At 33.5% G+C, this 24,697-nt stretch carries 19 protein-coding genes; 4 read left to right on the top strand and 15 right to left on the bottom strand.

The window, feature by feature from the left end; genetic code table 11:
- Positions 1-121 precede the first annotated feature (121 nt).
- The 3 genes from HALSA_RS01000 to HALSA_RS13095 all read left to right on the top strand — a co-directional run bounded on the left by HALSA_RS01000 (position 122) and on the right by HALSA_RS13095 (position 1,029).
- Entirely contained in the window at positions 122-736 is a 615-nt protein-coding gene (locus HALSA_RS01000) for an HD-GYP domain-containing protein (RefSeq protein ID WP_049773798.1), read from the top strand.
- A 17-nt stretch (positions 737-753) separates the two neighbouring features.
- Entirely contained in the window at positions 754-825 is a 72-nt protein-coding gene (locus HALSA_RS13280) for an HD domain-containing phosphohydrolase (RefSeq protein WP_420795048.1), read from the top strand.
- Between the two features lie 72 nt (positions 826-897).
- The gene (locus tag HALSA_RS13095; protein ID WP_274377467.1) at positions 898-1,029 is read left to right on the top strand and encodes a hypothetical protein; all 132 of its coding nucleotides are present in this window, start codon (positions 898-900) and stop codon (positions 1,027-1,029) included.
- Here HALSA_RS13095 and HALSA_RS00995 read toward each other — a convergent pair.
- The gene (locus HALSA_RS00995; protein ID WP_013404788.1) at positions 1,026-3,092 is read right to left on the bottom strand and encodes a methyl-accepting chemotaxis protein; all 2,067 of its coding nucleotides are present in this window, start codon (positions 3,090-3,092) and stop codon (positions 1,026-1,028) included. The two genes, HALSA_RS13095 and HALSA_RS00995, sit on opposite strands and share 4 nt — an antisense overlap.
- A gap of 346 nt (positions 3,093-3,438) precedes the next feature.
- Entirely contained in the window at positions 3,439-6,042 is a 2,604-nt protein-coding gene (locus HALSA_RS12270; RefSeq protein ID WP_013404787.1) for a PAS domain-containing protein, read from the bottom strand.
- A 169-nt stretch (positions 6,043-6,211) separates the two neighbouring features.
- On the opposite strand from HALSA_RS12270, the gene HALSA_RS00985 reads away from it, so the two are divergent.
- Complete coding sequence (locus tag HALSA_RS00985) at positions 6,212-6,517, top strand: late competence development ComFB family protein (RefSeq protein ID WP_013404786.1); 306 nt, start codon at positions 6,212-6,214, stop codon at positions 6,515-6,517.
- 101 nt (positions 6,518-6,618) lie between these two features.
- Here the strand turns inward: HALSA_RS00985 and HALSA_RS12265 are convergent, their stop codons facing one another.
- The 13 genes from HALSA_RS12265 to lpdA form a co-directional block, all read right to left on the bottom strand.
- On the bottom strand, positions 6,619-9,315 hold the full coding sequence (locus HALSA_RS12265) for a diguanylate cyclase (protein ID WP_013404785.1): 2,697 nt from the start codon (positions 9,313-9,315) through the stop codon (positions 6,619-6,621).
- Between the two features lie 223 nt (positions 9,316-9,538).
- The gene (locus HALSA_RS00975) at positions 9,539-9,823 is read right to left on the bottom strand and encodes an HPr family phosphocarrier protein (protein WP_041595738.1); all 285 of its coding nucleotides are present in this window, start codon (positions 9,821-9,823) and stop codon (positions 9,539-9,541) included.
- A gap of 147 nt (positions 9,824-9,970) precedes the next feature.
- Entirely contained in the window at positions 9,971-12,871 is a 2,901-nt protein-coding gene (locus tag HALSA_RS12260; RefSeq protein WP_013404783.1) for a PAS domain S-box protein, read from the bottom strand.
- A 219-nt stretch (positions 12,872-13,090) separates the two neighbouring features.
- Positions 13,091-13,510, bottom strand: a complete 420-nt coding sequence (locus HALSA_RS00965) for a YlbF/YmcA family competence regulator (RefSeq protein ID WP_013404782.1) — start codon at positions 13,508-13,510, stop codon at positions 13,091-13,093.
- 124 nt (positions 13,511-13,634) lie between these two features.
- Positions 13,635-14,120: an inorganic diphosphatase gene (locus tag HALSA_RS00960; RefSeq protein WP_013404781.1), complete on the bottom strand. Its 486-nt coding sequence runs from the start codon at positions 14,118-14,120 to the stop codon at positions 13,635-13,637.
- Positions 14,121-14,312: 192 nt separating this feature from the next.
- Positions 14,313-14,741 carry a universal stress protein gene (locus HALSA_RS00955; RefSeq protein ID WP_013404780.1) on the bottom strand — a complete coding sequence of 143 codons (429 nt, stop codon included), beginning with the start codon at positions 14,739-14,741 and terminating at the stop codon, positions 14,313-14,315.
- A 232-nt stretch (positions 14,742-14,973) separates the two neighbouring features.
- A complete protein-coding gene (locus HALSA_RS00950) occupies positions 14,974-15,762 on the bottom strand; it encodes a fumarylacetoacetate hydrolase family protein (protein ID WP_013404779.1) in 789 nt (262 codons plus the stop codon).
- Positions 15,763-15,803: 41 nt separating this feature from the next.
- On the bottom strand, positions 15,804-18,425 hold the full coding sequence (ppdK, locus tag HALSA_RS00945) for a pyruvate, phosphate dikinase (RefSeq protein WP_013404778.1): 2,622 nt from the start codon (positions 18,423-18,425) through the stop codon (positions 15,804-15,806).
- Between the two features lie 44 nt (positions 18,426-18,469).
- Positions 18,470-19,723, bottom strand: coding sequence for a nickel-dependent malate racemase, LarAH6 family (gene larAH6, locus HALSA_RS00940; RefSeq protein ID WP_013404777.1), 1,254 nt, complete (start codon positions 19,721-19,723; stop codon positions 18,470-18,472).
- Positions 19,724-19,835: 112 nt separating this feature from the next.
- Positions 19,836-20,300 carry a PH domain-containing protein gene (locus HALSA_RS00935; RefSeq protein WP_013404776.1) on the bottom strand — a complete coding sequence of 155 codons (465 nt, stop codon included), beginning with the start codon at positions 20,298-20,300 and terminating at the stop codon, positions 19,836-19,838.
- A 159-nt stretch (positions 20,301-20,459) separates the two neighbouring features.
- Entirely contained in the window at positions 20,460-21,692 is a 1,233-nt protein-coding gene (locus tag HALSA_RS00930; RefSeq protein ID WP_013404775.1) for an NAD(P)-dependent malic enzyme, read from the bottom strand.
- Positions 21,693-21,817: 125 nt separating this feature from the next.
- Positions 21,818-23,044, bottom strand: a complete 1,227-nt coding sequence (locus HALSA_RS00925) for an NAD(P)-dependent malic enzyme (RefSeq protein WP_013404774.1) — start codon at positions 23,042-23,044, stop codon at positions 21,818-21,820.
- 200 nt (positions 23,045-23,244) lie between these two features.
- Complete coding sequence (lpdA, locus tag HALSA_RS00920) at positions 23,245-24,615, bottom strand: dihydrolipoyl dehydrogenase (protein ID WP_013404773.1); 1,371 nt, start codon at positions 24,613-24,615, stop codon at positions 23,245-23,247.
- Between the last annotated feature and the right edge of the window lie 82 nt (positions 24,616-24,697).

The raw sequence follows: 24,697 nt of genomic DNA, 5'->3' as shown, positions 1-24,697 counted from the left end.
ATAAATACCTTTTTTCTTCGACTTGAATTTAAAGGTTTTAAACTGTTTTTGTAGAATTATTAACATTAGAAGAAATAATGTTAATAATTAAAGCATTAAATCAATGGAAAGGACATAAATTATGCGCCTGATATTAACAGAAGATATTACAGAAAATATGAAATTAGCAAAAGCAATCTATGACAATGGTAGTATACTTCTCAATCAGGGAGTAGAAAACTTAAGCCATTATAAAGAAAGGCTGCTGGAACTGGGGATAGATCATCTATATGTTGAAGATAAATATTCAGCTGAAATAGAAATAGATCAAGTGATCAAAGATCAGACCAGACGCCAGGGTAAAAAGATCGTTAAAAATACCCTGGACAAAATATCTGATGGATTAGGTGAGGTAGAAATCAAAGCTTTAAAGAATTTAGTAGATGAGATAAGTTCAGAAATCATCTTAAATGATGAGGTGCTGCTCAACCTGCACAGCCTTAAAAAAACAAGTGATTATACCTATGAACATTCTTTAAATGTTGGTGTGATCTGTATAGCTATCGGAAAAATTTTAGGCTATAACCAAAATGATATATTTAAGCTGGGTATGGGAGGACTGCTCCATGATACTGGTAAAACAATAATCACGGGAAAAATACTCCAAAAAAAGGGTTCTTTAAGTGATTCTGAATATGAGATTGTTAAAAACATTCTGAACTTGGCTTTGAATACCTATAAAAATTGGATAGCATAAGCCCCCTCTCTAGAATCATGGTCTTTTCTCACCATGAAAGGTGGGATGGCAGCGGCTACCCAAGAGGATTAAAAGGAGAAGAAACCTAAAAAATTATCAGAATAGCTGCTATTGCAGATGTTTTTGATGCCCTTACCAGCAGCAGGGTTTACAGGGATAAGATGCCGACCCATGAAGCCCTTGAATATATCATGCACCATACAGAAAGATTATTTGATTATCAGATAGCAAAAAAGATGCTGCCCAGAATCTCTTTTTATCCCAATGGCTCAGAGATTATATTAACTTTTTAATTCTGCAATTGAAAATTATTGACTATTTTATTCAGGCGATTTACAACCCCTGCCTGTTCTTCACTTGATGCTGCAACTTCTTCTGCATTAGATACTGATTGTCGACTTACAGCAGCTATTTCTTTAACAGCTTTTTCTACATTCTGGCTGTTTTTGTTCATCTTAGAAACCTGAGCTTTAATATTGTTAATTAGTTTTTCAAGCTCTGAAGCCTGTTCTGTTATCTCTTCAAAGGAGTTGGCAGTAAGTTTGATTGCACCAACACTTTCTTCTACCGCTCCTTTGTTTTCATCCATATTGCTAACAGCTTTTTCTACATCTTTTTGAATAGAATTGATCAACTTTGTAATCTCTTCTGTAGCAGAAGCGGACTGTTCAGAAAGCTCCCTAATCTCATCTGCAACAACCGAAAATCCTCTTCCTGCTTCTCCTGCTCTGGCTGCTTCGATAGCTGCATTTAAGGCCAAGAGATTTGTCTGAGAGGCTATATCATTGATCATCTGCACAATTTCACCTATTTTATTCGAAAGATCACCTAAATTGTTGATCGTAAAAGCTACATCTTTCGAATTATTTTTCACATCTTCGATCTGATTAACAGAATTATTTATTGAATCATTACCAGCTTCTATATTATTCATAACCTTATCAGCCTGCTGATCCATTTCTTCAGACATACCTGTCACTTCTTCTATCTCAGTTATTAGTTCATTAATTTTAGAATTTGTTTCTTCTACCTGGGCTGACTGTTCTTCAGCTCCTGAAGCAACCTGTTGGATAGAATCGCCTACCTGTTGAGCTGCTGTAGCTACTTCTTCACCGGAAGCTGTTAATTCTTCACTTGAAGCGGAAAGATTACTGGAAATATCAGCTACTTTTCTTATAACTTTGTTTAAATCATCTTTCATTTTATTTAAGGAATTTGCCAGTACTCCAATTTCATCTTTGCGATTGATATTTAAATTAGAAGTTTTTAAATTACCTTCAGCGATATTATTGGCAAAACTAACCGCTTTTGAGATCGGATTAGTCACACTTTTAGAAAAGAAATATGCAGTTAAAGCAGATAAAATTACTACTACTAGTATTATCCACATCAAAAATGTTCTTAAGCGATCAACAGCAGCAAAAGCTTCATTTTCATCGATCTCTGCTATTAAAGCCCAATTAAATCCAGCTGTTTCTATAGGAGTATAGGAACTCAAAACATTAACACCTCTGTAATCTTCAATCACCTTACTGTCTTCCATCCCTGCTAATGATTCATTAACTGCATCTGTATCAATACTCTGTTCTAATATTGTTGCTGTCTGAGAAAAGCGTGAATTAGATCTCATCAATTTATCAGATCCAACAAGATAGGTTTCTCCACTTTCACCAAGTCCTGTTCGCTCATTCATAATTGCATTGATATCTTCATCAGCTACCTGTAATGCTAAAACTCCCAGAAGATTACCATTCTCCATAATCGGGCTGGAAATGAAGATAGCTGGTTCATCTGATGGTTCATAATGTTCATAGTCTACCAGGGTAGTATTATCTCTTCCTTCTCTAAATGCTTCAGCAAGATTACTATCACTGTAAGGCCCATTCATGAGATTTGTCCCGAGATCATCCTCTTGGGCAACAGTATAGACCACTTCTCCATCATTATTAATTAAGAACAAATCATAGTAACCATATTCTTCTATGTAGTTGTTAAAATAACCATCAAAACGCTCTATCACGGTCTCATATAAACTTCCTTCTAGACCACCAGCTTCATAAAGCTCTGGAATAGTATTCATTGCCGACTGAACATCCATAGAAGCACTTAATATTTCTACATCACCTAATCTTTCAGCAAAAAAAGCATCTATTTGGTTAGCTTTAATCTCTCTAACAGCCCTTAAATTGTTAAAAGCCTGTTCTTCTAATGCTTCTGATGAGTTATTTAAACTTAAAAATCCAATCACCAGGGCAGGAATAATGCTAATCAATAAACAGACAGCTATTAATTTAAAAGAAAAACTTAAACCTTTGGTTTTTATTTTATTGTTTTTATTTTCTTTTTTTGAAAACATTAATTTTCCCCCTTTTTTTAAACTATCCTTTAAATAAAGCTTTTAAGTTTTTATTTTTGCGCAATACCCCCTATCAGATTTGATTTTCTTTATATTCACTTATTGTTATTTTTGAAGTTTTACTAAATATCTTCTTCAATAGTTATTATCGTCACTTTTATCTAAATTTTAAAATAATTAAAAGTTCTGATAGCTGATTAAATTATTTTAGCCACCTTATATGCTTTAAAACTCTATTTTTCGACAATATGCCATCTTTTTGAAATTTCTTTTACAAATAAAAAAACAGCCTCCTAAAATACTTAGAAAGCTGTTAAAAAAATATTCGTTCTTTTTGCTAAATATGCTATTTTCCTTCCATCATTTGCAAAAATTCTTGAGCAAGATGTGGATCAAACTGAGAACCTGCACACCTTTTTATTTCTGCCAGGGCTTTTTCCGGAGGCTGTGCACTGGTATATGGTCTATCATTTGTAATTACATCATAGGCATCAATAATAGAAATTATCCTGGCCAGCAAAGGGATTTCTTTGCCTTTTAATCCCCGGGGATAACCATTGCCATCCCAGTGTTCATGATGAGATAAAATTTCTTCTGCAATCACCGCAAACTCTGCTGAAGCTGAAGCTATCTCAAATCCCTTTTGAGGATGGCCCTGCATAATCTGCCATTCTTCATTGCTCAAACGCCCGGGCTTTGTTAAGATGGCCTCAGAAATGGTTGTTTTACCTATATCATGTAATCTTGCCAGCAGTGACAACCTATTTAAGTCATAGTTGGAAAGACCCACCCTTTTACCGAGTTCACCGGCAAGCTTGCTCATCCTTAAAGCATGTTCTTTTGTCTCATTACTTTTAGCTCCCAGGGTACTCAAAATATTTTCTACAATTTTACTTTTAGCACTGCTGCTCTCAAGTAATTTGTTCTGATCCATATTTTTTTCAGCTACCTTTAATACTTCTGAAAGTTGATCAGACTTTTTTTCTGCTGTCGCTGCTCCAAAAGAAATTGAGATCGGAAGATCCAATTTTTTACTTTCTGCAAAATGAGATTTTAAGCTACTTATAATATTTAATGCTTGAGCCATATTGCAGCCTGGTAACAGGATTATAAATTCATCGCCTCCCCAGCGGGCTAAAAGATCTTTTTCTCTGATAATATCTTCCAGAATATTTGCAGTTTGTTTTAACAGTTGATCCCCTTTTTCAAAGCCATAACTGTCATTAACTATCTTTAAACCATTTATATCAGCAATAATCATACTTGTAGGTAGACTGTTTTTTAAATCAAAATTTGTCATAATATTTTTAAAATATCTTCTGTTATAAAGTCCTGTTAAATTATCTTTGTCCAATAAATTACTTACTTCTTCTTTTTGTTCACGGCGCTGTTCCGTAACATCCCACCAGGATCCAACAACCGTAATCACTCCATTTTCTCTACGGCTAACTTTTTGCTGATCATAAAGCCAGTGATATTTACCTTCTTTATCTTTAAATCTATATTCATCTACAGAGCTATCTGTTTTTTTGACATTCATCATCTTTGCTTTTACTATCTCTCTATCATCAGGATGAACACAGTTTAAATGAAATTCTTCATTATCTATAAATTCATCTGCACTAAAGCCGAGTACATTTTTAACATTTTTATTTATATACAGTATTTTATGACTGTTAGCGATAACTTGATAAGAATAAATTACAGCTGTAGTTTCTGAAATCAGATGTTCAAGTTTTTCTCTATTTGTTTTAAGCTCTGCTTCGATGTTTTTCTGTTCTGTTATATTAATGACCAGACCAATAATTTTATTGTCATCATTTAAATTAGCTGATTCTTTAACCCAGCATTTTTCTCCATTCTTTTTTATTATTCTGTGCTCATATTCTAAAGGAATGCCTTTTTTCATGTCGATAATAGGACTATTCATTCTCCTCACATAAACTCGATCTTCAGGAGCCACCCTTTTTAGGAAATCTTCAAATCGACCTTCAAATTCTCCCGGTTTTAAGCCAAAAATTTGCTCACATTCCGGAGACCATTTAAGAGCTGTAGTTGCAATATCATATTCCCAAAAACCCATTTTTGAAAAGCTAAGGGCATGACTTAGTTTCTGATCCTTACGCCTGTTATCAGTTATATCATCAGCAGAACAAACTACATATTCTACTTCTCCTGCCTCATTAAGCCTGGGGTTTTTTGTTATAGAAAGCAGCCTTTTTTCTTTCTGACCACTATATACCCATTCTTCTGTAATTAGCTTTTCTTTTTCTTTAAACACCTTTTGATTGCTTTTACGACAGGACTCAACCTCTGCGGGGGTGAGAAAATTACTCAATTTTTGGTTTTTTAACACTTCTTTTTCTACCCCCATAAAATCAGCATGGGCTTGATTAAGCCTTCCATAAGTAACTTCATCTTTCAAATACCAGACCTGGGTATCTATAGTGTCTAATAATAATTCCAGTTTTTCTTGCTTATCTTCTAATGCTTTTTCTTTTCTTTTTCTTTCACTAATCTCGTAAAAAATTGTTGTAAAATAACCTTTTTTATGGCTAAAAACTGTTACCTCATACCACCTGTCTAATGGCTCAGAATACTGTTCAAAACTTTTTTCTTCTCCACTAAGTGCTATCTGACCATAAAACTCTATCCAGTTAAACTTAGATTTTTTTATACCTTTTAAAACCTGGCTGACTTTTTTATTTATTATTTCTGTTATTTTTAAACCTGTCATTTCTTCAAATTGTTTATTCGCTTTTAAAAAGATATAATCAACTGCCTTATTATTTTTATCATATATAACTTTATGATGGGCAACAGCAGCAGGAAATTTACCGAACACTTTTTCATATTCCTTAATTTTAGTCTGCCTCTTATTTCTCACTATTTGCCATTCCTTTCTTTTAATTATCTGATAATAATGCTTCCTATTTAGTAATTTGTACACTAAGTCTATTTCTCCTTTATTATTTAGTAATATTTTTATTAATATGACAAAATATAACATTAAATAATATTATTCGAGTTTTATTTTTTGGTAAAAGCAGGTTTTTTAAAATCAATAAAGAAATATGAATTAAATAGAAATAATATTTTATAATAGAGGGGGAATTACTGTGTTAGATGATAAAAAAATTAATAAACTAAAATCTAGACTACATAATCACACAGAAGATATAGTGATGCAGACCTTAAAAGATTTACTAAAAAGAGAGGAATTCAGTAATGTTTCAGATTCGGAAGAGGCTTTGCTAGATATGGCAACTTATGCCTTAAATAGATTAGCTCCTAAATATGTTGCTACAGAAAAAGGAGAAGTTTACACAAAAACGGAAGAATTAGAGCAGCAGCATTCTGTAGATATACTATCTGTTGTAACAAAAGCGATTAAAGTCGTAAGTGAAGACCAAAATAATAATTAGATAAAAAACCCCTTCTGGAAAAACAGATTATAACATTTAATCTGCGCAGCAGGAGGGGGACAATCTTATTGATTTGGAAAGTCTTATTTTTGCTTTTAAGTTTAGAAATTTAAATCGTTTTTTTCTCTCATCATTTCTACAAATTTTGATGCCAATTCAGGGTCAAACTGAGTTCCGGCATTTTTTTCTATTTCCACCAGTGCTACTTTTTTACTCAATGCTTTTTTATATGGTCTACCATTTCTCATCACATCATAACTGTCAACAATTGCAAGTATTCTGGCTAAAAGCGGTATTTGCTTACCCTTAATAGCCCTGGGATAACCGTTGCCATCCCAATTTTCATGATGGGAAAAAACATCATATGCAATATGAGAAAAATCTTCTATAGCGGAACAGAGTCTAAAACCTATTCCCGGATGTTTTTTTATGATTTCCCATTCTTTCGGACTAAGCTTAGTTGGTTTCTGCAATATACTTTCCGGAATGGTAATTTTCCCGATGTCATGCAGGGTGGTAAGGAGTGAAAGTCGGTTCTGCTCATCAATAGACAAACCCAGCTTTTCGCCCAATAAAAGCGCTAATTTTTCCATCCGTTGAGCATGCAAATCGCTTTCTTGACTTTTTTCCTGCAGGGTTGTGAGCATCGATTTTACCATTTTGTTTTGGCCACTCTGTTTTTTGAGTAGCTTATTTTTATACATCTTATCTTCTGCTTTTTGTAGTACATTGTAAATATCATTATCCAATTTATACTTTGTACTTATTCCACCTGCAATCGAAACCGGAATATATTCATTTTTGCCTACCTCTATTTCTATCTCCACCTCTTTAAAGCGTTGATAGATTTGTTCAGCTTCCTCCTTAGTGGTTTTAGGCAGCAAAATCACAAATTCATCTCCACCCCAACGAGAAATTATATCCTCCTGGCGGAAAGATTCTTTAAAAACATGGGCTGCTTTAATCAACATTTGATCTCCAACTTTATGACCATAACTGTCATTTATTATCTTTAAACCATTTAAATCAAACATGATAATACTGATTGGAAGCTGCCGACCTGTATTAAACCTTTCAAAAGCTTCTTCTAAATAAAGGCGGTTATATAAACCGGTTAATCTATCATGAAAACTCATATGAGTAATTTTTTTCTCTTTTTCTTTTCTTTCAGTAATGTCTATATAAATTGCAAAACCACCTAAAAATTCTCCGTCAGCAATAACAGGTATCCCCCTAACAAGACATTGAATGGGATTACCATACTTATCATAGCGGGTTGATTCCGCATGTACTTCTTTGCCTTCCAAAAAATTACAGGTGAGTTCTTTATCAGCTGTATTAGATTTTCCCTGATCCATTACTTCATCAAGATTTAAACCTTTAATTTCTTCTAATTTATATTTAAATACTTCTTCAAATCTATCGTTTACATCGATAATTCGATGTTTATTATCTACCCGGACCATTGAATCAATACCTGAGTCAAAGATTGATTTTAACCATTCTTTTTCTTTAATAAGTCTATTTTCTGCTGATTTACGTTCTGTTATATTTTCAATTGCGATTACCGCACCACAATTTTTAAAATCATCATCAAAATTACAGAGTGAAGTTGTTCTCACAAAATAATAGTTTTTTTCTTCTGTTGAATCGCGGGAAATTTCCATGGTGAATTTTTCTCTATCACCACTGATTACAGATTTAACCCCGTCTATAAAATTTTGGGATACTCCATCTTTTTTTTCCAATGCAATCTGGAAGTTATCGATAAAGTTGTTACCTTCAGTTAATTTTTTCTGCTCAAAATTATTTTCTTCAAGAAAATCATACCAGGATTTATTTGCATAAGTAATTTCGCCATTTACATTTAATACACATATATGTGCAGAAAGAGAATCCAGGGTTGAGTTTATTAAATTGCGAGATTTTAACAGCTCATTTTTATATTCATATTCTGAAGTTACATCAGAGAAAACTAAAATAACTCCTTTCATTTCACCTTTATCGTCTTTTATAGGTGCTGCCGTATCAGCAATCTGTAGGGTATTACCATTTTTAGAAATCAGGGTTGTATCATTTGCCAAACCAACAGTTTTACCTTGCTCAAGAACTTTATTAACAGGGTTTTCTACGATATTTCCGTTATCCGCACTTCTGATTTTAAAAACTTCAGTTAGATCTTTTTCTGCAGCTTCTTTGAACTTCCAACCGGTCATTTTCTCTGCTGCTGCATTTATCATGGTTATTTTACCCTGTAGGTCTGTTGTAATTACCCCATCTCCGATTGAATAAAGAGTTGTAAAAAATTTATTTTTTAGATTCTCCATTTTTTTCTGGATATAGATGATTTCTAGATTGGATTCAATAAGTTCTTTAAAGCTTAACACTAAGCTATCTACTTCTTCTGAGAATTCATTTTCTTCTTTGTCCAAAATACAGATGGTACCAAATATCTGTTCATCAGGCCAGTATACTGGCCTGCCATGATAGGCTATCATTCCTAAATCAAGATCAGGATTGTCCTGCCATCTTCGATCTTTAAGTGCATTTGCTATCTCCAGCTTTTTACCCGTTTTTATCACATGTTCACAGTACAAACCATCCATTTCTTCTTTTTCTCCGGCCAGATAGGGATTAGCCTGATTCTGGCTTGACAGAAGAACTTTAATATAGGGAGCTTCAACCTTCATTATTAATGCTGCAGGAACATCCAGTAAGGAAGCCATGATATCTACAACTTTTTGCCATCTTTTTAGTGTTTTTTTTGGAACTTCAATATTTTTCGCCTGCAGTTTCATTGTTATGCCCCCTTTTTGTGAGTAAATAGCTGGAATAACTAAAAAATCGACTTAAAACCTCAAAAGTAGATATTATACCTTAATTATATTATATCTACTAATTTATTACAAATATATTAGCACATATTCTGGAAACAGCTTTAATTCACAATTAATTAAAAAAGACCTACCAGAGGCAGGCCCAATTTTAATTATTAAAGATTCTCCGATTCAATATATCAAATCACTCTTCATCTTCTTTCATCAATTCAACTTCAACAAAGTCAACCAATTCTTTTACTGCCTGCTCAGAATCTTCGCCCTCAGCTTTAATAGTAAATTTGCTTCCCCTAACAAGACCAAGGCTCATCACACCCATAATACTTTTCGCATTGACTTCTCTATTTTCATGAATAATGTTAATTTTAGAATCATACTTACCAGCCATTTCAACCAACTGAGCCGCAGGTCTAGCATGTAAACCTGTTCTATTTTTGACTTCTACAGACTTTTCATGTGACAAAAGCATCATCCCTTCTTTAATAGTTTTTGTTTGTTTCTGCTTGTTTGTTTTCATTTAGGATTATATATGATTTATTTTAGATTGTCAACATTTTTATTCACCCAAACCTGTTACCAATGCAACATAGGTACCTGGTGCATTGGTACCAGGTACCTATAACATCATCGACAAAAAGGTTTTGCTTAATTCGGGATCGAATTGTGTGCCAGAACATCTTTTGATTTCTGCTAGAGCCTCTTTTTTACTGATAGATTTTTGATAGCTTCTGTCATTTGTCATCACATCATAGGCATCTATAATAGTTATTATCCTTGCTAAAAGTGGTATTTCTTTGCCTTTAAGTCCACCAGGATAACCTGTACCGTCCCATCTTTCATGATGATGAAGAATCAATTTTGCAATTACAGAAAACTCATCTGTAGCCTGAGCTATTCTATAACCTTTTTCGGGATGGGTCTTTATTTCTTCCCATTCTTTTTTATTCAATTTCTCAGTTTTCTTTAATATTTTTTCTGGAATTGTTACCTTCCCTATATCATGGATGGTCGCCAGTAAAATTAGATTTTTTAAATCTTCATTGTTTAAATTCAATTCTTCTCCCAATTTTAGAGCTAACTCCGCCATTCTTTCGGCATGTTCTCGACTTTCATTACTTTTTGCACCGAGAGTTTCTAATAAGTTTTGAATTAATTTGTTTTTTTCGCTTCTTCCATTGGTTAATTTATCCTGATACATTTTTTTATCAGCCTGGTTGAGAATATCATATATATCCTGATTACAATCTGTTTTTACTGCTGTTCCAATACCAATAGATAGATTAACATCCTCTATATATTTTTCTCTACTTGTAGCCAATATTCTGTTAACTATTTGTTGAGCATCTTTTTCATCGGTTTTAGGTAAAATAACAACAAATTCATCTCCACCCAACCTGGCTATTATATCTTCTTCTCTCATAACCGAATTTAAAACTTCTGCAATTTTAATTAAAAATTGATCTCCTGTAGAATGACCATAGGTATCATTAATTAATTTCAAACCATTAGCATCTACCAAAATTAATGTTAAAGGTAGCTGTCTTTTTGTATCTAACCTCTGCAGTTCTTCTTCAAAAAAATTACGGTTATATAAACCGGTTAAGTCATCATGGTAGCTTAAATATTCTAATTTTTTTTCTTTGTTTATTATATCAGTTATATCCAACTGCATCGATAAAATACCCTCTTTTTGATCTGCTAAACTTATTTTTGTTTCCTTAAGTTTAAGATGATATGCTTCTCCATTAGGTTTTCTATTTTCTGTAATAAACTCAAATTCTTCATTATTAAGTATTGTTTCTATATTCTCTCTGGCAGTTTGTTGATGATCTGGAGGAACCAATTTGTCAAAAATACTACTGCCCTCTAATTCTTGTTTTTTAAAACCAGTTACCTCATAAAGGCTGTCATTAACCTCTAAAATATTCCCTTCTGAGTCTTCAAGCATCATACCGATCGGTGACTTATGAAATATTTTTCTATACTGTTCTTCTCTTATTTTTAGTTTATTTTCTAATTGCTTTTTCTGGGTGATATCTCTAACGAACTCGACAACACCTTCAATTTCACCACTGTCATCATTAATAATTGGATATGTATAGAGTTCTAAATATTTTTGGCTTTTACCATTAAGGCCTCTAACGATTTCACTTTCTACATTCCCACTCTTTAAACTTCTAATCGTTGGGCAATTATCACAGGGTTGATGGCTGTTATGGTATACCTCATAACATTTTTTGCCTTTTAGGGGTCTATTCTCAGCATACCATTGCTGCATTTTGGGATTGGTATAATTTATTGTTAGATCAGAATTTAATACACTTATTCCATCCTCAATACTTTCTAAGATGCTTTCTAGTTCTTTTTTGGTATCTTCCAGCTCTTTTCTAGTTTTTTCCTGTTTACTGATATCATCATATATTACATAAACACCTTTTATATCACCTTCTATTTTGATTGGTATTGCTTTGATCAAAAATTTTCTAGCTTTCCCTGAGCTGTCATACCTGATAGCTTTTGTGATTACCTTTTCGCCTGAAATGACTTTTTCTGATAAGGCTCTATCAGAAATACCAGATTTATTTTTTTCAAGCAGATCATCTAAATTTACCCCAATAATTTCTTCTGATTTAAAACCAAATTTCTTTTCAAATATTTTGTTAACTTTCATTATTTGATGCTTATTATTGAGCATTACAATAGCAGAAGAACTGTTCTCAAACAAAGCTTCAGCAAATTTAGTTTTCAACTTCTCTTGAGTTATATCCCGTCCAACTGCCTGAAAGAACCTCTTTTGAGATTCTTTATTAAATAATGAATAATCTTTCCATTTATGATATCTAAGCTCACCTTTATTATTGATAACCTTATGTTCATATTCTTCTGAGAAGTCACCTTTTTTTATTTTAGATAGAATATTATATATTATTTCTTTATCCTCATAAGGAACAAATTCAATAAATTTTTTACCTATTAATTCTTCTTTGGCCATACCTATATTTTCAGCATAGGAATCATTAACAAAGCTAAGGCTTGTATCCTCTTCAAATCTGCAGACCATTTCTTTTTGACCGTTAATTAAATTTAAATATGAATTTTTCTCTTTTTTTAATAAAAGTTCTGCTTCTTTTCTTTGCGTAATATCTTCAAATATAATCAAACTGCCTTCTGTAAATGATTTTATTTTCATACTTAAATATATATTTTCTTCCAATTTATCTAAAATCACTTCTGCCTTAAATAAATCTTTTTCCTTATTAAGTACTTTCTTAAACTCAGAATTAAAAATGTCAAAATTATGACTATTAAAAGAACTAACAACTTTCAATTTAAGCAAAAAATCTTCTGCCGACAAATTTAATATCCAATCTAAGCTGTTTTTATTGTAAATTTTATTTAAAAAAGTGCTGCAGTCTTTATTTATAGCTTCTATATCACCTTTTTCATTTAATAAAATTACCATAAAAGGTAAATTTATTAAATTATGCCAGGCCTTTTGTTTGCTTATTTTTTTCATTAAATATAGTCCTCCCCAAAATTATATTTAATTATAGAAGAATGTAAAAATTGGATAAATTATATAATTATTATATCAATTATTATACAAAAAATCTAATATTAATTTATTAATCGACAAAAAAAAGACCCACCTAATTGATTGACAAGAGTCAGTTCAAATTGGCAGGTCTAATAACTCGGAATATATATTTATATTAATCTTTGTGAGTTTTAGAAACTAACAGCAACCTCCGCCACCAGAACAACAACCATGATCACCATGATCGTGATTATGAGAGTGCCCATGTCCAGCATGATCATGGTCATGGCCTTCGTGAGAATGTTCAGGCTGCATAGCGTTCATAAGTACATCATTAACCTTTTTCATTAATTGGCTAAATTTTTGCTGTTTTTGCAAATAGTTTTTAGTTGTAGGAGTACTCCAGATTTTTTTCTGTAGTTCAGCCATTTCTTTTTTTAGCTCATCGTTCCCTCTATCTGTATCAATCATATGCTGAAGTCTTTCTACCTCTTCTACTAATTTAGATGCTTCTTTATCTGCATCTAAAGTGTTTTCAGCTTGAACCATTTCCTGAAACTGTTCCGACTCTACTAGTGCATCTCCCAATTGTTCTGCTTTTTTAATTACATTTGACATTTTAAAAACCTCCGTTTATTTAAAAATATAGATTTCTCATTGAACTAAATTTAAGTTTAACACATTTGCTTGCTTAAGTTAAGTTCAGTATTTACAAATAGTTAATTTAATTATTTTATACTTATTAGCCATCATATGCTTTTTTGGCTGACTCTATTACTTTTAGTGCATCCTCTATACCAGCCCAACCGTGAATATCAACCTTCTTCTCTTCTAAATCTTTATATACAGAAAAGAAATGTTTATATTCTCTTAAAATATGTTCCTCTAAATCATAGAGTGTGTTTACGTTTTCATATCTGGGATCATACTCAGAAACCGCCATAATCTTCTCATCCATACCTTTTTCATCTTCCATTATAAACATCCCAATTACTTTTGCTGTAATAATACAGCCTGGAAATGTTGGGAAAGTAGTAAGCACCATTGCATCTAATGCATCACCATCATCTGCAAGAGTGTTTTCTATAAAACCATAATCAGCCGGATAATAGACAGGGGAAAACATTACTCTGTCAAGCCTAAAAGCACCTTTTTCCTTGTCATACTCATACTTGTTGTTACTACCTTTGGGAATTTCAATCAAAACATCGATTATATTCTTACTCATTTTAATCCTCCTCATATAATATGCTTAGTGACATTAAAAGTATCCAGAGTAAATTAAAGCTCACCTGAGACTTGTAAATTGATGGCTATTATATACATATTCTATAAACTGAGCTTAATTCCTTTGTTGTGACTACCTAAAAAGAAACCCACCCAAAGGTGGATTAAAGATCTTAATGATTTTAAAGTTATATTATTTGACAACCATCACCGTTTTTTTAGCATGGCGCACAACCTTATCACTGACACTACCGAGCAAAAATCTTTTAATTCCTTTACCTTTATCAGCAAGCACAATAATATCGCAATCTTCTTTTTCTGCGAATTCACAAATAATATCTGCTGGATTACCATCTTTTATCTTCTTCTCTACTTTTAAATCTTTTTCTGCAAAAAGTCCAGCAGCTTCATCCAATATTTTCTGAGATTTTTTGATTAACTCTTCTTTGTTTTTTTCCATTATTTCTTTTACTGTCGGATTGGTTTTTTCTGGGATTTCTACCAAACCAGTAACAACATTAATTAAAAAAATATGAGAGCCAGGATCAGCAAAATCAGCAGCTTCTTTAGCAGCCTTCTTAGAACTTTCAGAACCATCAACAGCCACAAGAATCTTCTTCATTAGAAATCCCCTCCTCTATTTACTTTTCTACTCCTATATATATAATTCTTAATTATTTATAAAAATCCTTTTTTTTGACATACTCCCCGCCCTTTTCAAGAGCAAGGCTTTCTTGGCGATAATTCGGTAATAAATTCGTCAACTGCATAATTAAAAAAGTTTATATTTGAAAAGCCCTCCTTTTAAAATAGGCTATTTTGAAAGGAGAGCATTTTTTCCAACAACTTATATTCTATTTTTCTTTAACAACTTTATTTTTCAAACTACCAATACCTTCTATTTGGATTTCAATTTCATCCCCTTCTCGTAAAAAAACAGCTTCTTCTCTGGCAAAACCTACCCCTTCTGGAGTCCCGGTTAAAATAACTGTCCCGGGTTTTAAGGTCATATTATGGGATAAATAGCTTATTAACCAGTCTATAGAAAATATCATATAAGAGGTGTTTGACTGCTGCATTACTTCTCCATTTAAAATAGAGCTTATTTTGCAATTATCTGCTTCTAGTTCAGTTTCTATTACCGGACCAAGTGGGCAGAATGTATCAAAAGATTTTGCTCTTGCCCATTGCTTATCTTTTCGGATTTGGCAATCTCTTGCACTAACATCATTGGCACAACTATAACCCAGTATATAGTCCTGGCTGGATACTGCTTCAACATTTTTCGCTTCTTTTGCTATTATTACAGCAAGTTCGGCTTCATAGTCAACTTCATCTGGAGCTAATTTAGGCAATATAATTTCTGAATCTGGTCCAGTTAAGCTATTGGTGGCCTTTATAAAGATAATCGGTTTATCAGGAATTCTCAGGCCACTCTCTTCAGCATGTTTGCGATAATTAAGACCTATTGCAATAATATTTGGAGGCTCTATTGGTGCTTTAAGTTCTACCTCGCTTAATTTAGCAATTTTTTCTCCGATCTCAAAATCTTTAAATATATCTCCTTTGATTGAAAAAATGTCATTCCCCTTCAAGATACCATGCTTTATTTCCTCATTTTTTTTATATCTAATAATTTTCAATAACTTTCACCTCTCTCTTTTATATTTTTTTAATTTGCTTTTTAATCATTTTTTATTGCAGATTGAGCAGCAGCAAGACGGGCGATCGGTACTCGATATGGTGAGCAGGAAACATAATCTAAAGCTATTTTATGACAGAAATCTATAGAAGCTGGCTCCCCACCATGTTCACCACAGATACCAATTTTAAGGTCCTCTTTTGTTTTTCTGCCTAATTCAACACCCATCTTTAGCAATTTACCTACACCACTTTGATCTAAAACGGTAAATGGATCTTTTTTAAATATTTCCTGTTCTAAGTAATGATTAATAAATCTACCGGAATCATCACGAGAAAATCCATAGGTCATCTGTGTAAGATCATTGGTTCCAAATGAGAAAAAGTCCGCATGTTTAGCAATTTCATCAGCCAGCAATGCAGCTCTTGGAATTTCTATCATAGTACCAATACTATAGTTAAGCTCAGCATCTGACTTGGCAATTAATTCTTCGGCAAGCTCTAAGGTCTGTTCTCTTAAGATGGCAAGTTCTTTTTCGGTACCAATTAGTGGAATCATTATGTCTGCTTTAACATCATAACCTTTTTCTGCTTTGACCTCTAGAGCGGCAGAAATAATTGCTTTGACCTGCATCTTGTATATTTCAGGATAGCTGATACCCAATCGGCAGCCCCTGTGACCTAACATTGGATTTACTTCTGCAAGCTCTTCAGTTATTGTTTTAAGTTCTTGAATTGAGATTGAAAGCTCATCTGCCAGTGATTTAATCTCACTTTCTTCCTGGGGTAAAAACTCATGTAATGGTGGGTCTAAAAGCCTAATCGTAAGATCTTTAGCTTCCATTACTTTAAAGAGTTCCTTAAAATCATCTTTTTGATAGGGAAATAACTTATCTAAAGCTTTTTTGCGTTTTTTACTGGTATTTGCAACTATCATCTCCCGGACAGAATTAATCCTGGAACTATCAAAAAACATATGCTCAGTTCTACATAAACCAATTCCTTCTGCCCCAAAGTTAAGGGCTATTACAGCATCTTTTTGGTTATCTGCATTTGTATAAATCTTAAGTTTTCTATATTGATCTGACCACTGCATCAACTTCTTGAAATTATCACTTAGATGTGCATCTGTGGTTTCAACAATACCAGCATAAACTTCTCCTAAACTACCATTAAGAGAAATATAATCACCTTCTTTAAATACCCTATCATCTATATAGAATTTCTTTGCAGCTTCATCAACTTTAATATCTCCAACTCCTGCAACACAGCATTTGCCCATCCCTCTAGCTACAACAGCTGCATGAGAAGTCATCCCACCTCTAGAAGTTAATACTCCATTAGTTTTTGCCATACCCTCAATATCCTCAGGTGAGGTCTCTTTACGGACCAGAATAACATCTTCACCATCTGTAACAGCCTGAACCGCATCTTCAGATCTAAAATATATTTTACCTGTGGCCGCACCTGGTGAAGCTGCAAGTCCTATGGCAAGAAGATCAGCTTTTTTAAGTTCATCTTCCTTAAAATTAGGATGAAGCAGCTGATTTATATCTTCTGGATCTACTCTTAAAATCGCGGTTTTTTTATCGATTAAGCCTTCATCTTTCATATCAACTGCTATTTTAACCGCTGCATCTGCAGTTCTTTTGCCGGTTCTAGTTTGTAATAGGTATAGATTACCCTCCTGTATTGTAAACTCTATATCCTGCATATCTTCATAATGTTTTTCTAATATTCTGGTAATCTCCATCAACTCAGTATATACCTCGGGCAGGAATTTTTCAAGCTCATTGATATCTTTAGGGGTTCTTATCCCGGCAACTACATCTTCTCCCTGCGCATTAAGCAAAAATTCTCCAAAGACTTTATTTTCCCCGGTTGCCGGGTTTCTGGTGAAGGCAACACCTGTGCCAGAATTTTCACCTATATTACCAAAAACCATAGTCTGCACAGTTACTGCTGTCCCTAAATCATGGGGTATATCATTTATATTTCTGTATGATCTGGCCCTTGGATTATTCCAGGAACTAAAAACAGCTTTAACCGCCATTAAAAGTTGTTCCCCAGGTTTTTGCGGAAACTCTATCTGCTCTCGTTCTTTAATTAAACTTTTATACTCTTCAATTATCTCTTTTAAGTCATCAACATTTAGTTCAGTATCATTATTATAATCATTTTTCTCTTTTTTCTTTTCCAACAAATTATCAAATTCATAACCCGGTATATCCAAGACTACATTAGCAAACATCTGGATCAAACGCCTGTAACTGTCATAAGCAAACCTTGGATTTGATGCTTTTTTAGCTAATCCTTTAACACTTTTATCATTTAAGCCCAGGTTTAAAATCGTGTCCATCATCCCGGGCATTGAGGTTACTGCTCCTGACCTTACTGAAAGTAATAATGGATCTTTTAGATCACCAAATTTTTTATTATTTTCCTTCTCCAATTCTTCTAAATACTCAAAAATACTTTTTTGAAGATTTTCATCTAACTTTTCACCCATTTCAAGGTATCTAATACAGGCTTCAGTTGTAATTGTAAATCCTGGAGGAACTGGTAATCCAATCTTGTTCATTTCAGCCAGATTGGCACCTTTACCACCTAATAGTGCCTTCATTTCTGTTTTTCCTTCTTGAAAATTATAGATAAATTTTTGCAATAAAAACCCTCCGTTTATTAATATAAGTCATCGAAAATTGACTTTTACTTTTTCACAATTGGAACTGTTAAACTGCCCTGTGGCATAACATATGCCTTATAATTGCCCTCATATTTATTTTCAAGATAATTTGTAGCTTCTGCTAAACTTCTCATCTTTTTAAGAAACATATTCTCACTTTGAGCCTTAGATAAATCAGATATCAGAATAACCTCTTTGTCCTTTACCACCTTAGAGATAGCAAATGCCTTATGACCACCGATTAAAAATTTCTCTTTTATTCTCTCTATATTATCTTCTGGTTTTTCGGCTTCATCCATCCAGCGTTCAAAACGTTCTTCTCCTAAACCCTCTGTACATTCTGCAACCCAGATTATCGTTCCACCTTTTTTTACCGCATGGTCTGCATGGTCAAGGGCCTTTTGGGCCTGATAAACATTTATATCTCTAGGAAATCCACCTGAACTAACTACTGCCACATCTGCTTTTTCTGCAATCTCTACCTCATACATCTCAGCTGAACTCTCTATTCCTGCTGACCAGGCTTCCCGTAGATCACCTGAAACAACCTTTACTATCTCGCGATTACTGTTAGTGACAACATTGACTATAAAATCAACACCCAAAAGTTCTGCTCCAGCAAATAACTCCTGGTTGATCGGATTTTCGGCTAAAGGAGGGTTTTCTGCCATCACATGAACCATATGAGAATGGTTTTTTTCTATCGTTTCTCTACCTGCTATACCAGGCAGGATTGATTTTCTACCACCTGAAAAACCTGCCATATAATGGGGTAATATTACTCCTGTTGTGATCACAAAATCAGCTTCTACTGCTTTTTTATTTATTTTCACTTTATTGCCGGTACTTAAAGTTCCCAATTCTACAAGCTCTCCATCACAGTCATGATGATGAAAAGAATAGTTCTCATGAATTTCATCACCGAAAATCTCCCTGTTCTGGGCCTCAGAATGAGCAGCATGGACTCCTGTTGCAACAATAAAAGTAATCTGTTCTTTTTTTAATCCTGCCTTTTTTATGGTATCTAAAATGGGGGGCAGCATATATTCATAGGGAGTATATCTGCTTACATCATTAACAACTATAACCAGATCTTCTATCTTTTTTGCCTTTAACAACTCCAAAAGTGGTTTAGAAGCAATGGGGTTTGCAAGTGAATGCTCAACCTCTTTTAAAGGGTCTTTGAGTCCTTTTTTTTCAGCTGCTTTTAAAACTTTCAGTAAATTTTCTTTGGGTAAATCAAGTGATAACTTTTTTCTACCATATTTTAATAACATTTTTTTCACTTCCTTATTTAAAATACCCCTGTACTCAAAAATTAATAATAGTATTGCTTAATTCTACAAAACTACTAAAATAGAAAAAAACTGCCATTATGGTGAGAATTATTTAGTCACTACATTTAATTCTACATTGTCTGGCAACATCTACAAATTTCTCGAATTTTTTGTAATAAAGAGCTGTATTAAAATTAATATATATTTCTGGATCTTTTGCAGAATTTGCTACTACCATAAATTTAGCTTCAAGCAAACAAATATCCAATTCAAAACTGCTAATCTTATCATAATAAATATGCTTTATTTTGTAACCTAAGTAATTTTCGCTTATTTCTTCAAAACCCTCTTCGACAAATATTATACCCTGTGTTGTTGCTACAATAAGTTTAGCCGGTGATATTATAGATGAAGATTTATCTCTATCATCTAAATGTTTTCTTTTAACAAAAACAAGATTTACGATCTCTTCATTTTCAGTAAACCCAGTTTGTTTGTTAACAATCTTTTTAAAAATATGATGAACATCAAAATCAGCCTCGGTAATCTCTTTAATTTTTTCTTCTAAAGTTTTCATTTTTTCACTCCTCACTTGCCTGGTGCAAGTTTATATATTATGCAAACAAACTTTAATCTCATATCACTTTTCCATAGTTTTTTTGACATTACCTTACCTGGCTTAAAACAAAAAATCATTGGATTTACAATTTGCAATAGATAAAAATTAAGATGAAATTTATTTATTAATCTTTTTCATTATATTTTTTGCTTTTTCTAACTCAGCCTCATAATCTATTTCAATTCTAGCTACTCCGGTTTTAACTGCTGCCTGAGCTACAGCTGCAGCTACATGTGGTCCAACTCGGGGATCAAATGGCTTTGGAATAACATAATCAGGAGCTAATTCATTTTCATCGATCAAGTTGGCCAGGGCATATGCTGCTGCTTTTTTCATTTCTTCATTGATTTCTTTTGCCCTCACATCAAGTGCTCCTCTGAATAAGCCTGGAAAAGCAAGTACATTATTAACCTGATTAGGATAATCTGATCTTCCAGTTCCAACAATTTTTGCTCCAGCTTTTAAAGCATCTTCAGGCCATATCTCAGGTTCGGGGTTTGCCATTGCAAAAATTATCGGATCATCTGCCATGGTTCTGACCATTTCTTTATAAAGTAGATTGGCAGCTGATACTCCAATAAATACATCAGCTCCTTTTATCATTTCCGCCAGATCGCCTTTTTTGTTGTCTTTATTTGTTATTTTTGCAATTTCTTTTGTGCTTTCATCAAGGCTATCTCTTCCTTCATATATCGCTCCCTTAATATCAAGGGCAATAATTTCTTCGACCCCTTCGGAGTGCAGCAGTTTAATAATACTTGCTCCAGCAGCACCAGCCCCATTTACTATTACCTTAATATCCTCAATATTTTTCTTTAATAGTATTAAAGAATTAATTAAAGCTGCAAGTGTAATTATGGCTGTTCCATGCTGGTCATCGTGAAATACAGGAATATCAAGTTCTTCTTTTAACCTGTCTTCAATATAAAAACATTCAGGTGATTTAATATCTTCTAAATTTACACCACCAAAAACAGGAGCTATTTTTTTAACATATGAGATCAGTTTATCGGGATCTGATTCATTAAAACAGATTGGGAAAGCATCAACACCTGCAAATTCTTTAAATAATACTGCTTTACCTTCCATTACCGGTAAAGAAGCTGGTGCTCCAATATTGCCTAATCCCAAAACTGCACTGCCATCAGTAACAACAGCGACAAAATTAGATTTGTTTGTGTATTCGTATATTTTATTTTGATCTTTTTCTATTTCTAAACAGGGTTCAGCTACTCCCGGAGAATAGGCCAGAGAAAGATCATGTTCATCTTTTACTTCTACCTTTGATTTAATCATCAATTTCCCCAGATTGTCTTTATGCAGTTTTAATGCTTCTTCTTTTAAATTCATTGCCTTACATCCTCTCAAAGTTTAAATATAGAATTTTAAATCTTTTATTAAAATTGCTCTGCCCAAAAGCCTACTTAAATATATTTTTAGCCTGGATATTTTTTAAAGCTAGATATTCTATTTAATTATTTTTTCTTCATTATCTTTTTGGCTTTTTCTAATTCCTCTTCATAACTCAACTTTATTCTTGCAGCATTTGTATCTATTGCTGCCTGGGCTACTGCTGCTGCCACATATGGTCCAACTCTCGGATCAAATGGTTTTGGTATTACATAATCTGCTTCTAACTCATCTTCAGCAATTAAGTCTGCTAATGCATAAGCAGCCGCCTGCTTCATCTTTCTATTAATTTCTCTAGCCCTTACATCCAGTGCTCCCCTAAAAATACCCGGAAATGCCAATACATTGTTTACCTGATTGGGATAATCTGATCTTCCTGTACCTACTATCTTTGCTCCGGCTTCAAATGCATCTTCCGGCATTATTTCTGGAACTGGATTTGCCATTGCAAAAATTATCGGATCTGTATTCATTGATCTTACCATCTCTTTTGAAACAAGGTTCGCTATTGAAACTCCAATAAAGACATCTGTCCCTTTCATTATCTCTGCAAGGTCCCCTGATTTATTGTTTTTATTGGTTATTTTAGCCAGCTCTTTTTTGCTGTCATTTAATCTATCTCTGCCTTCATAAATCGCACCTTTACTATCAAGTGCTATAATATCTTCTACCCCTTCAGCAATAAGAAGATCAATAATACTTACTCCTGCAGCTCCAGCTCCATTAACTACTACCTTGATATCCTCAATTTTCTTATCAACTATCTTCAATGAATTGATAAGCCCGGCCAGTGTAATAATTGCTGTACCGTGCTGGTCATCATGAAATACGGGAATATCAAGTTCTTCTTTTAACCTTTCTTCAATATAGAAACACTTTGGTGCTTTTATATCTTCTAAGTTGATTCCACCCCAGACAGATTCCATCTTTTTAACTATCTCTATCAGTTTATCTGGATCAGATTCATCAAGACAGATCGGGAAGGCATCTACTCCACCGAATTCTTTAAACAATACTGCCTTACCTTCCATGACAGGCATTGATGCTGCAGCTCCAATATCTCCTAATCCCAAAACTGCACTACCATCGGTGACTACAGCAACAAAATTTGCTTTATTTGTATAATCAAAAATAGTATTTGGATTTCTTTCTATTTCTAAACAGGGTTCGGCAACTCCCGGAGAATAAGCTAAAGAAAGGTCATGCTCATCATTAACTGCAACCTTTGTTTGAACCATTAATTTACCTTGATTATCTTTATGCATTTTTAGGGCTTCTTCTTTTAAGTTCATATATTTTACATCTCCTTTTAATTTTACAGATGATTTTTCCTTCTAAACTATTATAATATATTATATTGTAGAAGCAAATTTTATAGTATAAGTAAAGTAGTAAGCAGCTGAATAATAATAAACAAAGACTTACTCCTCTCCCCCGATAAAACGAATATTATTATTCAGCTTTAATAATCTACTTATTTTTATATCATTAATTAAAAATGTACTGCAAGATCATTTACATCTTCAGCAGCTTCCATTACTGATTCTGAAAGTGTGGGATGGGCATGGATTGTATTGGCCAATATTTCTGCTGTTGATTCCAGTTTTATTGCAATTGCTGCTTCTGCAATTAAATCTGTTGCATGTGGTCCAATTATCTGTGCTCCCAGGATTTGATCCCATTTTTTATCTGCTATAATTTTTACAAAACCTTCTTCTGAACCTATTGCAATTGCCTTTCCACTGGCCATAAATGGAAAACGTCCAACCTTTATTTCATAACCCTCTTTTTTCGCTTCAGCTTCAGTCATGCCAACACTCGCTATTTCTGGCAGTGAGTAAACACAGTTTGGAATTAAATTATCTCTCAATTCCTGCTCACCTACTATATTTTTTACAGCAACAATACCCTCAGCAGAGGCCTCATGAGCTAAAAGCATTCCACCTGTTACATCTCCGACCGCATAAATACCAGCAGTACTTGTTTCCATGTGAGCATCAACTTTGATAAAACCATTTTCTCTTTCTAAGTTCAAATTTTCTATACCGGAAAATACAGGTTTGCGTCCAACAGCTGCCAGTACTTTGTCAGTAGCTATCTGATCTGCTTTTTCAGACTCAATTTTTACTATAAGCTCATCATCCTGTTCAGCAATTTCAGTTACTTTAGAACTGGTCATTAATTTAACTCCATGTTTTTTTAGACTTTTCTTAAGGATTTTAACCATTTCTTTATCGAAATTAATCAATATATCATCCAAAATTTCAACTATAGTAACATCTACTTCCAGACTGGAATAGATTGAAGCCATTTCAACCCCAATAACCCCTCCCCCGATGATTACAATTCTTTCTGGAAGCTCATCTAAATCAAGAGCCTCTTTACTACTTATAACATCAGGAAGATCTATACCTTTTAATCCTGGCATAATGGGAGCTGAGCCTGTAGCAATTATTATATTTTCAACCCAAATTTTACTATCCTTTTCACCAGTTATTTTGATTTCATGCTCATTTATTACTTCTCCCATGCCTTTGATTAAATCTACACCATTTTTTTTGAAGAGGCCTCTGATACCACCGGTTAATTTGCTAACAACTTTATTTTTGCGTTCTCTCATCTTTTTCCAATCAAGGCTGTATCCGTCTACCATTATTCCAAACTCATCCATTCTTTTTAACTCATGGATTAGTTCTGTATGTTTTAGATAAGCTTTTGTTGGTATACAACCCCGATTTAAACAGGTACCTCCGACTACATCTTTTTCGATGACTGCAGTTTTGAGCCCTAACTGAGCGGCTCTTATTGCAGCAACATATCCGCCAGGGCCACCTCCTAATATTCCTATATCATATTTTTCCATTATCTTTAACCTCCAGCATTATCAATTAAGCCAAATTTATCTGCCCATTTTAAACTCAGAATTTCTTTGATTTGCTATTTTT

The organism is Halanaerobium hydrogeniformans, assembly GCF_000166415.1.
Taxonomy (GTDB): domain Bacteria; phylum Bacillota; class Halanaerobiia; order Halanaerobiales; family Halanaerobiaceae; genus Halanaerobium; species Halanaerobium hydrogeniformans.
Note: the sequence above shows the minus strand (reverse complement) of the source record. Positions and strands in the feature narration are given on the sequence as shown.

Bases quoted from the DNA above. Each gene is read 5' to 3' on its own strand.
- HALSA_RS12265 (WP_013404785.1), bottom strand. From the start codon at position 9,315: ATGAAACTGCAGGCGAAAAATATTGAAGTTCCAAAAAAAACACTAAAA.
- HALSA_RS13095 (WP_274377467.1), top strand. From the start codon at position 898: ATGCCGACCCATGAAGCCCTTGAATATATCATGCACCATACAGAAAGA.
- HALSA_RS00955 (WP_013404780.1), bottom strand. From the start codon at position 14,741: ATGAAGAAGATTCTTGTGGCTGTTGATGGTTCTGAAAGTTCTAAGAAG.
- HALSA_RS00935 (WP_013404776.1), bottom strand. From the start codon at position 20,300: ATGAAAACTTTAGAAGAAAAAATTAAAGAGATTACCGAGGCTGATTTT.
- HALSA_RS00930 (WP_013404775.1), bottom strand. From the start codon at position 21,692: ATGAATTTAAAAGAAGAAGCATTAAAACTGCATAAAGACAATCTGGGG.
- HALSA_RS00975 (WP_041595738.1), bottom strand. From the start codon at position 9,823: ATGCTTTTGTCACATGAAAAGTCTGTAGAAGTCAAAAATAGAACAGGT.
- HALSA_RS00960 (WP_013404781.1), bottom strand. From the start codon at position 14,120: ATGAGTAAGAATATAATCGATGTTTTGATTGAAATTCCCAAAGGTAGT.
- HALSA_RS00965 (WP_013404782.1), bottom strand. From the start codon at position 13,510: ATGTCAAATGTAATTAAAAAAGCAGAACAATTGGGAGATGCACTAGTA.
- HALSA_RS00995 (WP_013404788.1), bottom strand. From the start codon at position 3,092: ATGTTTTCAAAAAAAGAAAATAAAAACAATAAAATAAAAACCAAAGGT.
- HALSA_RS12260 (WP_013404783.1), bottom strand. From the start codon at position 12,871: ATGAAAAAAATAAGCAAACAAAAGGCCTGGCATAATTTAATAAATTTA.
- larAH6 (WP_013404777.1), bottom strand. From the start codon at position 19,723: ATGTTATTAAAATATGGTAGAAAAAAGTTATCACTTGATTTACCCAAA.
- lpdA (WP_013404773.1), bottom strand. From the start codon at position 24,615: ATGGAAAAATATGATATAGGAATATTAGGAGGTGGCCCTGGCGGATAT.
- HALSA_RS01000 (WP_049773798.1), top strand. From the start codon at position 122: ATGCGCCTGATATTAACAGAAGATATTACAGAAAATATGAAATTAGCA.
- HALSA_RS00925 (WP_013404774.1), bottom strand. From the start codon at position 23,044: ATGAACTTAAAAGAAGAAGCCCTAAAAATGCATAAAGATAATCAAGGT.